Raw genomic sequence first — 12228 nt, 5'->3', positions numbered from 1 at the left:
TGGTGATATGTCTGGATGTCGCCGTTCATGAAGCGAATCAGCCGAGGGTTTCGATCTTCATGTCGCCTGTGGTGACCGTGCGGATGTGATCGCTGGCGAGCAGGCTGTGCGGATTGCCGAGGTCGATGGCGCTGACCTCGTCGAGGCGGGCCAGCTGGGAAGGAGTGAGGTCGACCTGCAGGGCACCCAGGTTGCCCTCCAGCTGCGCGAGGGTGCGGGCGCCGATGATGGGTGCCGTCACGCCCGGGGCGTTCAGGGACCAGGCCAGTGCGACCTGGGCGGGTGTGCGGCCCAGCTCCGAGGCCACCTCCTTCACCACATCGGCAATGGCAAGGTTGCGGTCGGTGACCCATCCCAGGGCGACGTTGAGGCTCTTGCGGTTGCCGGCGGTTTCGCCGACAACGGAGCCCGCCTGGTTCTGGTCCTCCCGGCTGTACTTGCCGGTGAGCACCCCGCCGCCCAACGGAGAGAAGGGGACCACGCCGAGTCCCATCTCGCGTGCCATCGGGATCAGGTCACGCTCCGCGGTGCGCTCGATCAGGCTGTACTCGGTCTCCAGTGCGACCAGTGGCGACCAGCCGCGCAGGTCGGCGATCGCCTGCATGCGCGACACCTGCCAGGCCGGGGCGCTGGAGATCGCCACGTACAGCACCTTGCTCTGCCTCACCAGGTCGTCCAGGCCCCGCAGGATCTCCTCCACTGGCGTCCTGAAGTCCCATACGTTCACGTAGAGCAGATCGATGTAGTCCGTGTTCAGCTGCCGCAGACTGGCTTCCACCGACGCCAGCATGCTCTTGCGGTGCGTACCCCCGGAATTCGGGTCACCGGGCTGACACAGCGTCGAGTACTTCGTCGCCAGCACCATCTTGTCGCGGTTGGTGCGGGCGAATTCACCGAGCAGTCGCTCGGAGCTGCCGTTGGTGTAGGTGCTGGCGGTGTCGAAGAAGTTGCCGCCGAGCTCGGTGTAGCGGTCGAAGAGCTTGCGCGCCTCGTCGCGCTCGGCGCCCCAGCCCCACTCGGTGCCGAAGGTCGCCGTGCCCAGCGCCAGCGGTGAGACCCGGAGTCCGGAACGGCCCAGCAGCCGATAAGTGTCGAGAGTGAGTGCCATCGCGTTCTCCTGTGAGGTGCGGCTCGTGGCGTTCGAGAGGTGCAGATTGGTGGTCGACCCGCCCGGGTTTCAGGCGCCGAGCCCGTAGCCGCCGGCCACGGTGATGTCCTGGCCGGTGATGTAGCCGGCGGCGTCCGAGGCGAGGAAGGCGACTGCTTCCGCGACCTCCTGGCTGGATCCGAAGCGCTCGAAGGGGATCTTCGAGCGCATGGCGTCCCGGCCGCTCTCGGGCACCCCCAGCTTGTTGAGCAGCGGGGTGTCGGTGGCCCCGGGGCTCACGGCGTTGACGCGAATCCTGCGCGGGGCCAGTTCGAGCGCGAGCGAGGGCAGCATGGCCAGCAGCGCGCCGCGTGTCGCCGCCCCCACCGTGGCGCCAGGGGTGCCGCGACGGGATCCGATGCCGACGGTCAGCACGATCGAGCCGCCGTCGTTCATGAGGGGAAGGGCCTTTTGGAGGGTGAAGTACTGGCCCTTGAAGTTGAGGTCGGCGTGCTCGTCGAACGATTCCTCCGTCACCTCGGCAACCGGTGCCGGACGGAAGATCCCGGCGTTGAGGAAGAGCAGGTCCAGCGATCCGAACCGCGCCGACACCGCCGACATCAGGGCGTCGGTGTCGGAGAGCACGCGCCCGTCGGATCGGACGACAAGCACGTCACCGGGGAGCTCGGACTGCGCCCGCGAGACGGATTCGGGATTCTGTCCGGTGACCGCGACCTGGTAGCCGCGGGCGTGCAGCAGCTCGGCCGTCGCTCTACCGATCCCGGTCGTCCCCCGGTGATGACCGCTGTAGGCATGGCAAACCTTTCGTCGCTGAAGCGATGGGTGAGACCACCCGTAATCGGGGAACTCCCCGTTTGCCTCACCGTACACTGAACCGGGGACATCCCCGAATCGTTCCCGAGCCTCATCCGACACTCACGATCGCGAAGGTCATGACACCTCCACGCAGCACCCTGCGCGCCGACGCGCAGCGCAACCGCGAGCAGCTGATCGCCACGGCTGCCGAAGCCTTCGCCTCCGGACGCCCGATCTCGCTGGACGCGATCGCCAAACGCGCGGGAGTGGGGAACGCCACCCTGTACCGGCACTTCCCCACCCGAGAGGATCTGGTCGAAGAGGTCTACCGGGACCAGATCCGGCCCTTGCGCGAAGATGCGCGCACCCTGCTGGCCACCGAGCCACCCGCGCAGGCCCTCCACGCGTGGATGCTCCGATTCGCCGACTGGGCCGGTGAACGACGCGGCATCTGCGAGGCCCTGGTCGCCATGAGCGCTTCCGGCCGCTTCGGCACCGGACCGGTCTGCGACGAAGTCCAGCAGGTCCTGGCGATGGTGCTCGAGGCCGGCGCCACAGCAGGAGAACTGCGCAGCGACATCGACCCGGTCGAGGTAGGCGGCATCCTCGCCGGTTTGCTCTCCGTGGCCGGCGCACCCGAGCAGCGCCCCCAGCTGAACCGAATGCTGGACGTCGTCGTCGACGGACTCAGGCCCCGCTAAGAGGGTATCTGATCAACGTTCAGGTCGTTGTGGCGGTCATGTCCGTTTCGATTCGCCAGGTTGGCGTGGATTCTCCCGTCAGTTCGCGGGACATTTTGTTAGCCATCGCCCAGTGGATCATTGCCCGGGATCTCTGGGGTAGGGCTTCGTAGTCCCGGGCCAGGCGGCGGTGCTGCATCAGCCAGCCGAAGGTCCGCTCGATCACCCACCGTTTCGGCAGGGGCTCGAACCCCTTCGCTCGAGGTCGCTGCACGACCTCCACGTCGATGCCGAGGAGGGCGCCGTGGTTGAAGACGCTGTTCTGGTATCCGCCGTCGGCCCAGACCTTGGACACGCTTGTGTGGTTCGCAGCGACGTCGTTGAGCAGGAACTTGCCGCCGGTGGTGTCCTGCACGTTCGCGGCGGTGATGACGACGGCCAACACGAGACCGAGCGTGTCCGTGATCAGGTGCCGTTTGCGTCCTTTGATCTTCTTGCCGGCGTCGATGCCCTGGCTGGTCTCGGCCACGTTTGTCGAGGTCTTCACGCTCTGCGCGTCGATCACGGCCGGGGTCGGCTCGGCACTGCGGCCGTGGGCTCGTCGGGTCTTGTCACGTAACAGGTCATGCACCTGCTGGGTAGTGCCGTCCCGCTTCCCACTTCGCGTAGTAGTCGTAGACGGTCTTGCACGGCGGGAAGTCGTGGGGCAGGTACTCCCACGGGATGCCGGTGCGGTTGACGTACAGGATCGCGTTGACGATCTCCCGCAAGTCATGCACCCGGGCCGCCGTGCCGGGACCGGTCCGTCTCGCCCGCCAGGCGGCGAAGACCGGCTCGATCAGAGCCCAGCGGGCATCGGACACATCACTGCGATACGGACGGCGAGAACTCACGCACCGTGCAACGACCGCCGACGCCGCCAGTCACAAAAACATCCCAGAACACCAACTACCTAGATCAGATGCCCTCTAACAGGTGCCAGCGATCAGCGACTTCCAGGGCATGAGGGGCGGCTTCCCTGACCGCCTTGGTGTAGGCGGTGGCCCGGTCCCGGCAGATGATCTCGGCTCCGGGGTGCTCGGTGAGCCAGGCCGCGAACGTCTCCGAGGTGCGGTCGGGCAGCACGTCCACGACCCGGCCGGCCTCGACATCGACCAGCACAGTGCCGTAGGTGCAGCCCTTGCGGAAGGCGAACTCATCAACCCCCAGCACACGCGGCGCACGATCCGGCACCTTCGGCGTCGTCAACAGTCTGAGCAGCCGGGTCCGGCCCGCGACCAGCTGCAGGCGGCGGCACCACCGCGCGGCCGGACGGCCACCCAGTTCCGCCGCGATCGACCGCAGCCACCCCGTCAGCCCGGTGCTGGAGCGGCGGTGCCGCTCGGACAGGCCCGGCACCTGCTCGACGAACGTCTTGCGGGAACACTTCTTCCGGTCGCAGAAGTACCGGCGGACCCGCAGCCGAACGATGGCTCGGCGGGATCCCAACGGTCTTTCATTCAGAGCTCGTTGATAAGTGCTGTGCATGCGCCTCGCCTGTTTCCGGCAGTCCGGGCACCGGCCCGGGCGAGCGGTCGTACGGCGGTACGTCCTCCTCGGCGACCACCGTGACCTGCCGGTCCCGTAAGACTCCGCGGGCGTCCAGGGCGGTCAGCAGGGTGTGGCCGACCATGCCGTGGCCGACCAGGACCAGACGGTCGGTCATCCGTCGCCTCCGAGGGTCGAGACCAGGTGGAGGCGGTCCGGTGGCAGGGGTTCGGTCCTCTCGTAGGCCCGGCGCACCGTGTCGACGGTTGAGAGATCACCGAGCAGGATGCCGCCGACGACGCGGTCGTCGCGGGTGACGATCTTCTTGTGGACGCGCCGCCGGTCGTCCGAGACGGAGAGCACATCGATCCTGGGCCCACCCCGGGCACCGGTCCCGATCGAGGTGGTGGCCTCGCCGAAGACCGCCAGGTCGACCTGCTCCGTGATGAGCCGGGTGAGGGTGCGGGCTCCCGTGAACCGGGCGTGCCGGTCGTGCCCGGACAGCCTGGCCGCGAGCACCTCGGCCTGCTGCCAGGCGGGGGCGGCCGTGTCGTGCACGACCCCGTTGCCCTGCCCGGTGAGGCGGCCGTATCCGCTGTACGGGCGGCCCGCCTTGCCCAGGGCCAGGCAGAGGTTGATCCAGCCGTGCACGGTGTCTTCGACGCGGGCGGGCCAGTACTCCGTCGCGGTGGCGCGCACCGCCTCGAAGCCCGTCGTGCGGGCGGCGACGAAGTCCTGGTCGACCTGGCCCTCGGCGAGGGCGATGTGCAGCATGCCGAGGGCGAGGGCCAGATCGGTGCCGGGCAGGGGGCTCAGGTGCAGGTCGGCCCGTGCGGCGGTGCGGGTGCGGCGCGGGTCCACCCCGATCAACCGGCCACCGCGGTCGGCCAGCCGGGTGAGGTGGCGCAGGGCGGGCGGCATGGTGCCGGCCGGGTTGGCGCCGACCAGCAGGAGGCAGTCGGTCCCGGCGACGTCGGCGAGCGGGAACGGCAGCCCCCGGTCCAGGCCGAAGGCCCGGTTGACGGCGGCCGCCGCCGACGACATGCAGAACCGGCCGTTGTAGTCGATGGCCGACGTGCGCAGCGCGACGCGGGCGAACTTGCCCAGCAGGTACGCCTTCTCGTTGGTCAGGCCCCACCGCCGAACACCCCTACGGCGTCCCGGCCGTACGCGCTCTGCGTCGAGCGGATGCCCGCGACCACGCGCCCGAGCGCCTCGTCCCAGGTGGCCGGCCGTAACGGCCTGCCCCGGCCGTCGCGGACCAGTGGGGTGGTGAGCCGGCCCGCCGGGTCCAGCAGGTCGGCGGCGCTCTGCCCCTTGCCGCACAACGCCCCCTGGCTGACCGGGAACTCCGGCCATCCGTCGACCGCGGGAGGTGCCGCCCCGCCGGGGGCGGGCCGCAGTACCGTCCCGCACTGCAGGGAGCAGTACGGACAGTGGGTACGGACGCCGTCGGCCCGCTCGTTCATCGGAGCCCGCCCTCCGCGGCTCGGGTCCGCACCGTGCCGCCGGTCGGGGGCGTGGCGTCCTGGCCGGACGTGGCCGCGAGCGGCACCCGCGGCGATGTGGCCGCTTTCAGCAGCATCTCCTCGTGCTCCTCGACGAGTTGGGGGTCGAGCACGACGGCACCACCGGCGCCTGCGTGCGGGCCCTCCTCCGTCAGTACGGCGGTCCGGAGGACGATGTTCAGATCGGCGGTGCCGCAGCTGCTGCTCCCCACCGCACGCACCGCCCCCACCGCCCCCACCGCCCCCATGCGTTTGCCGCCCGTGCTCGTGTGCTGCGTCGTCACCGGATGCGGTGGGTCTCCCAGAACGGGCCGAGGTCCTCGTCCGTGGCCGCCTGTGCGGCCTTCTTGAACGCGGCCGTGGTGGAGACGCCGTACCAGTGGTCCCGGGCGTACCGCTCGAGGAACCAGGCCATGGTGTCGGCGCCGAGGACGCGTTCCAGGTCGGCCAGGGCGCAGGGCCCCGCCGTGTAGACGAGGTGGTACTCGCCGCGGTGCCCGGACCAGTAGGCCATCGAGTTGGTCAGCGCGGCACCGTCGCTCGGCCACTGGACGTCCGACCAGCAGTCACGGGTCTCCCACCCGTAGAAGCGGGCGTTGGCGTACTGGGCGAAGCTCTCGTCGAGCCACGGTGAGGCGTACTCGTCGTTGCCGACGATGCCGTACCACCACTGGTGCGCCACCTCGTGGACGACGGCGCCGCCCTCCTCGGTGGTACCGAGCAGGACCAGGCCCGGGTACTCCATGCCGCCGCCGAACCCGGGGGTCATCACGAGGTCGATCTCGCCGTACGGGTAGGGGCCGAACTCCTCGCCGAAACGGTCGATCGCGGCGACGGCGTCCGCGCGGTTGAGGCGCACCCCCTCGGCCGGTGTGTCGCTCGCCCAGTACGACTTCACGCGCACGCCGCCTGGTGTGGTCTCCGTGGCGGTGCGGAACGGGCCCGCCGCCCACGCGAAGTCCCGCACTCGGTGCGCGACGCTCTGCGTGACCGTGCGGCCGGGGCCGCCGGGGAGGGCCCGGGTGCGGCCGGTCGCGGGCACCTTCAGGGTCGACGGGTGGTCGAGCCGGACCCGGAAGTCGCTCGCCAGCGCGTAGAAACTCTCCCCGAGTGCCACGTACGGGTCGAGGTGCCACCCCTGCGCGTCGTGCACGGCGAGCACCGGGAGGGCGTTGCCGAGGAAGCGGTGGGCGCCCTCGCGGCCGAAGCGCGCGGTGCGGTCGGGCACGGTGAGGGAGACGTCGAAGGCGACCGACGTCCGCTCGCCGTGCCCGAGCCGCCGAGGGAGGGCGATGCGCAGGGCCGTGCACCCCACGCCGAGCCGGTCCGGCGTGCCGCCGTCGACGTTCGACACGGTGACCGGTGCCGGCGCGCCGGGGGTGCCGCACTGGTCCTCGCCGTTGCCCCACAGCCGTAGGTACACCTCGTGCAGCGGCTGCCGGGAGGCGTTGCGGAACGACACCCGCTGCCGTCCCGTCCAGTGACCGCCGTCGGCGTCGGAGCGCAGGGACACGTCGTAGCGGGCGAGGTCCGGTGTCGCGACCTCGATCCCTCCCGGCCCGGCCGCCGCACCGGCGTCCCGCGCACCGGGGCCGATCGCGACAAGCTGCACCAGCAGGACGAGCAGGACACCCATCAGACGACGACGTGACGTGGGCGACCAGATGATTGACGGCGACATGCCGTTGAATCCTGCCACAACTCGGCTTGTGCGGCGCCGAGTTGGCGCTTCCCTCCTGCCGAGTGACGCGGCTGCTTGACTCTCCCACGAAGGGAGAGTCGAGAGTGGAGCGCATGCACAGGGACGACGCGTCGCGGCCTACATGGAGCATCGGGGCCGTGGCTCGGCAGGTGGGGCTGCCGGTGAAGGTGGTGCGGCACTGGTCGGACGTGGGTGTCGTGACACCCGTCGGCCGGACCTCCGGCGGCTACCGCCGCTACGACACCGCCGGCGTGGCCAGGCTGCACCTGGCCCGCACCCTGCGGGACCTGGGGATGGGGCTCGGGGACATCCGGGCCGCCCTGGACCGCGAGGACGGACTCCCGGAGGTCGCGGCCGCGCATGTCGAGGCTCTGGAGGCGCAGATCCGCCGCCTGCGGACCCACCAGGCCGTCCTGCGCACCGTCACCCGACGTACCACCCACGAAGGGCTCGCTCTGATGACCCGCACCGCCCACATGTCCCCCGACGAACGTCGCGAGTCGGTCCACGACTTCCTCACCGAAACACTGGGCGATCTGAACGTGCCCCACTTCCGTGAGGGGCTCCTCGCGGCCGGCTCCGACCTACCGGAGGACCCCACCGACGAGCAGGTCGAAGCCTGGCTGGAACTGGGCGAACTGGTCGCCGCCGGGGAACTGCGCCCCGCCGTGCGGCGCTTGGCAGAGTACGCCGCCCGTCAGGAGCGGGGAGTGCGGCAGACCTCCACGGCGGAGGAGATGCGGGCGCTCACCGACACCTGGACCGCACATGTCCGCGAGGCGATGCGGACCGGCACCGCGGCGGACTCCCCCGCGGCCGACCGGGTCGTCGCCGACATCATCGCCGTCTGGCTGCCCAGCCGCGCGAACACCGACCCCGCCGTGGTCGCCGACGGCACCGCGGCACGCGCTCTCCTGTGCGAGCAGCTCACCGCCGCGGCCGAGCCCGCCGTGGAGCGCTTCTGGCAACTGCTGTGCGTCCTCGGCGGCCGGCCCGCACCCGCCGGGATCGCGGAGGAAGGACGGTGGCTCGTCACCTCGCTGCGCGCCAACCCCGCGCCCGGTGCGCGACGCCGTTCTCGCGGCCCTCTACACGGACGACACCGACCCCTGGCCGGGCGGTGTCCTGGACGCTTTCACGCGCGTCCAGGACACCGTCGGCGCACTCGTGCGCGCGGCGGCGCCGGAACAGTTCGGCCTGCCGACCCCCTGCGAGGAGTGGACCGTACGGGACCTGCTCGACCATCTGGTGTGGGAGAACATCATCTGGGGCGGGCTGGCCCAGGGCACGCCGCCCACGGTCGGCCACGCCGAGGACCATCTCGGCGACGACCACATCGCCGCCTTCGAGACCGCCGCCGCCACGGCTCGCGCCGCGTTCCGGCAACCGGGCCTGCTGGACCGCTCCTTCGGTCCCGCTCCCGGCCGTCGTGCGGTCGAGCAACTCCTCGTCGAGCTGCTGGTGCACGGCTGGGACCTCGCGACCGCGCTCGGCCGCGACCGGGATCTGGAGCCCGACCTCGCGCGCGCCGCCCTGCCGGTCGTCCGGGAGATCTACGGCGGACTGCCCCGCACCGCCGGTGGATCCGTCGCCCCGGTGCGGTCCGCACCCGAGCACGGCCCGCCCCTCGACCGGGTGGCGGCTTTCCTCGGCCGCCGCGTCCCCCAGGACCGCATTCCCGAGGACCGCATTCCCGAGCGCGGCTTCTCCGAGGATCGGTGCTCCGAGGACCGCCTCCCCGAGTAGCGGCACGCCGTCGGTGCGCCGGCGCGGGTCGACGGTGCGCCGGCGCAGGTCGCGGTGTCGCTAGCGCGGGTCCGCGGTGACGCGTTCGAGCGCTGCCCGGCCCGCGGGGCCCCAGGTCGGCTTGCCGCCGGGCAGGCCCCGGTCCCCGTTCTGGCCCATGAGCATGAGGAACAGGGATTTCATGGCGGCGAGCCCGCGGGCGCGGCGGATCGTCGCCTCGTCCGCACGCGCGTACACGTCGAAGAAGCGTGCGGCGGCGCCTGCGGGAAGGAGAACCCAGGCGGCCGCGAGATCCCATGCCGGATCACCGGCGAACATGTCACCGAAGTCCACCACGCCCGTCAGCGTCCCGTCCGAGACGACGACGTTCGCGGGGTGCAGGTCACCGTGCACCCACAGCGGTGGGCCCTCCCACTCGGGGGCCGCCACGGCGTCGTCCCAGACGGCCCGGACGTCGGCGGTGATGTCGCCGGGATCGACGGCTCGCAAGAACCTCTCGAAGCCGTCCGTGCACTCCTTGGGGTGACCACCGCGGTCCGAACCGGCCGGCGCCTCGGCGGGCGCCTCGACATGGAGCGCCCTGAGGAAACCCGCCAGCGTCTCGGCCGCGTGCTCACCACGGCTGATCATGCCGTGGTCCAACGGCTCGCCCGGAACCCACGTCATCACGGTCCAGTGCTTGGGGAAGCGCGCGGACGGTGCGCCGTCGCGGACCGGGGTCGGCACCGGGAGCGGCAGTCGCGGGGCCAGCACGGGCAGCCACCGCCGCTCCTTGAACTGGTGTTCCGGGGTGGGGTCCATGCGCTGCATGCGTACGGCCAACTCGTCCCCGAGCCGCCACATCTGGTTTCCCCAGCCACCCGCCACCTCACGGACGGCCAGCGCCGCGAGGTCCGGATGCTGCTCTCGCACCAACTCGCGCACCAGGTCTGCGGTGATCTCGATCTCACGCTCGGTCATGCGGAGTCACAGTACGAGATCCAGCAACTCCCGCAATTGACCGGTCAATTGCGCAATTGTATGGTCGAAGAGTCGGGGAACAGTGCCGCCGGTCGGCGGATTCGACGAACGGACTGGTCAGTTGGCAGCGCCGCTCTACGTGCAGATCAGACGCGAGATCGAGGCGAGGATCCGCGCCGGGGAACTGCCTCCCGGTACGCGGTTGCCGACCGAGAAGGATCTCTCCGTGCGGCACGGTGTCAGTCGCGCCACGGCGCAACGCGTCCTCAACGACCTGGCGGAGGCGGGGCTGGCGATCCGCCGACGGCGTCACGGTACGTTCGTCGCGGACGTGACGCGGCAGATCAATCTGCTCAACTTCGTCACCCCCGCGACCGCCGCCAAGGGCGTGCCGGGCCGGCACGAGGTCGTCTCCGCGCGGATCGTCAGAGCCGCCGACGCGGTCCTGGCGCTCCCCGGCGCCGCCGCCGACACGGCCGTGGTGGAGCTGGTCCGCCGCAAGTTGAACGTGCGCGAGGAGCCGCAGTCGGTCGAGCGGCACGTCGTGCTCTTCGCGGCCGCCCCCGACCTGCTGAACGAGAACCTCGACCACCTCGTCACCCTCCCCTACCTGCGAAGCAGGGGCGTGCCGATCGACGTGATCCGGCTCTACCTCGACCCGGTCGTCCTCGGCGAGCAGGACGCCGCGCTGCTGGACAGCGAGATCGGGACACCGGCGCTGATGAGGCGCAGGGAGTTGCGTGCCGAGGACGCGACCACCGTCGAGGTGGTCACGACCCTCGTCCGTCCGGGAACCGCCGAGTTCTTCCTGGAGCTGCCGGTCCCGGACATGTGAGCACCAGTCGCCTCCGGAAAGGGATGTGCGGACATGAAGGTCATCATCATCGGTGCCGGTGTGCTGGGCGTGAGTGTCGCGAGGCAACTCGCCGTCGCCGGTCAGGACGTGCTCCTCCTCGATCAGCGGGGAGCGGGCACCGGCACGAGCGCGACCACCTTCGCCTGGACCAACTCCAGCCGTAAACCCGACCCCGCCTACCACCGGCTCAACCTCGCGGGCATGGAGGAGCACGCCAGGCTCGCCGAGGCGCTGCCCGGTGCGCCGTCGTACTTCCCCAGCGGGGCACTGCAGTGGGCGGACGCCGCGAACGAGCAGCGGCTCGCCGACAACGTGGCACGCCTGCGTTCCCTCGGCTACCCCGTGCGCTGGGTCACGGCCGACGAGGCCACCCGGACGGCGGGCGAGCTCCGCGTACCGGCCACCATCACGTCCATCGCGCACTTCCCCGGCGAGGGGTACGTGCTGCCGGAGCTCTTCGTGCGGAACCTGCTGACGGATGCCCGGCAGCACGGCGCCACCTACCTGATCGGCGAGGTCGAGGCCGTCGACGAAGGGCCGGACGGAGTCTCCGTCACCCTGGTCGGAGGTCAGGTCCACCAGGGCGATCGCGTCGTCCTGGCGGCAGGCCGCTGGACACATCGACTCGCCGCACGGGCCGGGATCGACATTCCCATGGTGACCGACACCGGTCGTGGAGCGCAGACCGTCGGCCTGCTCGGTTACGCCGCCTCCCCCGCCCTGGACCTGCGGTGCGTGATCCACAGTCCGGGCCTCAACCTCCGCCCCGCCGGCGGCGGACGTACCGTCCTTCAGGCCCTCGACCTCAACGCCGGCGTCGATCCGGCGAACCCTCCGTCCGTCGACGGGGAGATCGCACGCACTCTCGCCGGACGGTTCTCGGCGCTGCTGCCAGGCCCCCGCCGGGAGCCGGAGATCGACCTGCGGGTCGGCATCCGGTCACTGCCTGCGGACGGCCACACCATCGCCGGCTACGCCTCCGCGCGGTCCCGTGTCTACTGCCTCGTCTCGCACAGCGGCATCACCCTGGCACCGGTCCTGGGGCGCCTGGTCGCGGCCGAACTCACCACCGACCAGGAGCAGAGCCTCCTCGCGCCCTTCCGGCCCACGCGGTTCAAGGACGTACCTCGCACGGACATCGAGGTGGACCAGCGGGCCGTGGGGCTGGGCGACCAGTAGCCGACCGCACTGCGCCCCTCGTGCAGCGCGCCGGGACGAGGGCGAGGCGCGGGCGAGGCGAGGCCGTGAGCGGGCCCGTGCGTCGGGCGGTCCGTTCACCCCGTCTTCCGTCACGTACAACCCTCTGTCCACCTGGAGGGTCGTACGGACGTCGCATCATCAGACAG

The 12228-nt window shown here is 71.0% G+C and carries 13 protein-coding genes and 3 pseudogenes; 5 read left to right on the top strand and 11 right to left on the bottom strand.

Going from position 1 to position 12228, the window contains the following annotated elements; genetic code table 11:
• Positions 1-37 precede the first annotated feature (37 nt).
• Complete coding sequence (locus tag PUR53_RS18105) at positions 38-1108, bottom strand: aldo/keto reductase (RefSeq protein WP_329908893.1); 1071 nt, start codon at positions 1106-1108, stop codon at positions 38-40.
• Between the two features lie 69 nt (positions 1109-1177).
• A complete protein-coding gene (locus tag PUR53_RS18100; protein ID WP_329908892.1) occupies positions 1178-1978 on the bottom strand; it encodes an SDR family oxidoreductase in 801 nt (266 codons plus the stop codon).
• Between the two features lie 62 nt (positions 1979-2040).
• On the opposite strand from PUR53_RS18100, the gene PUR53_RS18095 reads away from it, so the two are divergent.
• The gene (locus PUR53_RS18095; RefSeq protein ID WP_329900747.1) at positions 2041-2604 is read left to right on the top strand and encodes a TetR/AcrR family transcriptional regulator; all 564 of its coding nucleotides are present in this window, start codon (positions 2041-2043) and stop codon (positions 2602-2604) included.
• A gap of 19 nt (positions 2605-2623) precedes the next feature.
• On the opposite strand, the pseudogene PUR53_RS18090 reads toward PUR53_RS18095, so the two are convergent.
• From PUR53_RS18090 to PUR53_RS18060, 7 genes and pseudogenes are all read right to left on the bottom strand, one after another.
• Positions 2624-3476, bottom strand: a pseudogene (locus tag PUR53_RS18090) (IS5 family transposase).
• Positions 3477-3540: 64 nt separating this feature from the next.
• The gene (locus PUR53_RS18085) at positions 3541-4110 is read right to left on the bottom strand and encodes an ISL3 family transposase (RefSeq protein WP_329908891.1); all 570 of its coding nucleotides are present in this window, start codon (positions 4108-4110) and stop codon (positions 3541-3543) included.
• Entirely contained in the window at positions 4079-4288 is a 210-nt protein-coding gene (locus PUR53_RS18080) for a hypothetical protein (protein WP_329908890.1), read from the bottom strand. The genes PUR53_RS18085 and PUR53_RS18080 overlap by 32 nt, the downstream gene beginning before the upstream one ends.
• Entirely contained in the window at positions 4285-4629 is a 345-nt protein-coding gene (locus PUR53_RS18075) for a hypothetical protein (RefSeq protein ID WP_329908923.1), read from the bottom strand. Before PUR53_RS18075 ends, PUR53_RS18080 begins: the two co-directional genes overlap by 4 nt.
• 42 nt (positions 4630-4671) lie before the next feature.
• Positions 4672-5579 (bottom strand): annotated as a pseudogene (locus tag PUR53_RS18070) (molybdopterin oxidoreductase family protein); the annotation flags it as partial.
• A complete protein-coding gene (locus tag PUR53_RS18065; protein WP_443080319.1) occupies positions 5576-5902 on the bottom strand; it encodes a hypothetical protein in 327 nt (108 codons plus the stop codon). The gene PUR53_RS18065 and the pseudogene PUR53_RS18070, both read right to left, overlap by 4 nt.
• A complete protein-coding gene (locus PUR53_RS18060; RefSeq protein ID WP_329900750.1) occupies positions 5899-7299 on the bottom strand; it encodes a M1 family metallopeptidase in 1401 nt (466 codons plus the stop codon). Before PUR53_RS18060 ends, PUR53_RS18065 begins: the two co-directional genes overlap by 4 nt.
• Before the next feature lie 113 nt (positions 7300-7412).
• Between PUR53_RS18060 and PUR53_RS18055 the strand changes: the two are divergent.
• Positions 7413-7682 (top strand): annotated as a pseudogene (locus tag PUR53_RS18055) (helix-turn-helix domain-containing protein); the annotation flags it as partial.
• A gap of 335 nt (positions 7683-8017) precedes the next feature.
• On the opposite strand, the gene PUR53_RS18050 reads toward PUR53_RS18055, so the two are convergent.
• On the bottom strand, positions 8018-8218 hold the full coding sequence (locus PUR53_RS18050; protein ID WP_329908889.1) for a hypothetical protein: 201 nt from the start codon (positions 8216-8218) through the stop codon (positions 8018-8020).
• A 164-nt stretch (positions 8219-8382) separates the two neighbouring features.
• On the opposite strand from PUR53_RS18050, the gene PUR53_RS18045 reads away from it, so the two are divergent.
• Positions 8383-9066 (top strand): TIGR03086 family metal-binding protein, encoded by a 684-nt coding sequence (locus tag PUR53_RS18045; RefSeq protein WP_329908888.1) that lies wholly within the window; start codon positions 8383-8385, stop codon positions 9064-9066.
• 60 nt (positions 9067-9126) lie between these two features.
• Here the strand turns inward: PUR53_RS18045 and PUR53_RS18040 are convergent, their stop codons facing one another.
• Positions 9127-10026 (bottom strand): aminoglycoside phosphotransferase family protein, encoded by a 900-nt coding sequence (locus PUR53_RS18040; RefSeq protein WP_329908887.1) that lies wholly within the window; start codon positions 10024-10026, stop codon positions 9127-9129.
• 121 nt (positions 10027-10147) lie between these two features.
• On the opposite strand from PUR53_RS18040, the gene PUR53_RS18035 reads away from it, so the two are divergent.
• Positions 10148-10861: a GntR family transcriptional regulator gene (locus tag PUR53_RS18035; RefSeq protein ID WP_329900753.1), complete on the top strand. Its 714-nt coding sequence runs from the start codon at positions 10148-10150 to the stop codon at positions 10859-10861.
• A 33-nt stretch (positions 10862-10894) separates the two neighbouring features.
• Positions 10895-12061: an NAD(P)/FAD-dependent oxidoreductase gene (locus PUR53_RS18030; RefSeq protein WP_329908886.1), complete on the top strand. Its 1167-nt coding sequence runs from the start codon at positions 10895-10897 to the stop codon at positions 12059-12061.
• Positions 12062-12228 lie beyond the last annotated feature (167 nt).

It is taken from the genome of Streptomyces sp. SP18BB07 (genome assembly GCF_036322545.1).
Taxonomy (GTDB): Bacteria; Actinomycetota; Actinomycetes; order Streptomycetales; family Streptomycetaceae; genus Streptomyces; species Streptomyces deccanensis.
Note: the sequence above shows the minus strand (reverse complement) of the source record. Positions and strands in the feature narration are given on the sequence as shown.

Bases quoted from the DNA above. Each gene is read 5' to 3' on its own strand.
- PUR53_RS18105 (WP_329908893.1), bottom strand. From the start codon at position 1,108: ATGGCACTCACTCTCGACACTTATCGGCTGCTGGGCCGTTCCGGACTC.
- PUR53_RS18095 (WP_329900747.1), top strand. From the start codon at position 2,041: ATGACACCTCCACGCAGCACCCTGCGCGCCGACGCGCAGCGCAACCGC.
- PUR53_RS18085 (WP_329908891.1), bottom strand. From the start codon at position 4,110: ATGCACAGCACTTATCAACGAGCTCTGAATGAAAGACCGTTGGGATCC.
- PUR53_RS18080 (WP_329908890.1), bottom strand. From the start codon at position 4,288: ATGACCGACCGTCTGGTCCTGGTCGGCCACGGCATGGTCGGCCACACC.
- PUR53_RS18060 (WP_329900750.1), bottom strand. From the start codon at position 7,299: ATGTCGCCGTCAATCATCTGGTCGCCCACGTCACGTCGTCGTCTGATG.
- PUR53_RS18040 (WP_329908887.1), bottom strand. From the start codon at position 10,026: ATGACCGAGCGTGAGATCGAGATCACCGCAGACCTGGTGCGCGAGTTG.
- PUR53_RS18030 (WP_329908886.1), top strand. From the start codon at position 10,895: ATGAAGGTCATCATCATCGGTGCCGGTGTGCTGGGCGTGAGTGTCGCG.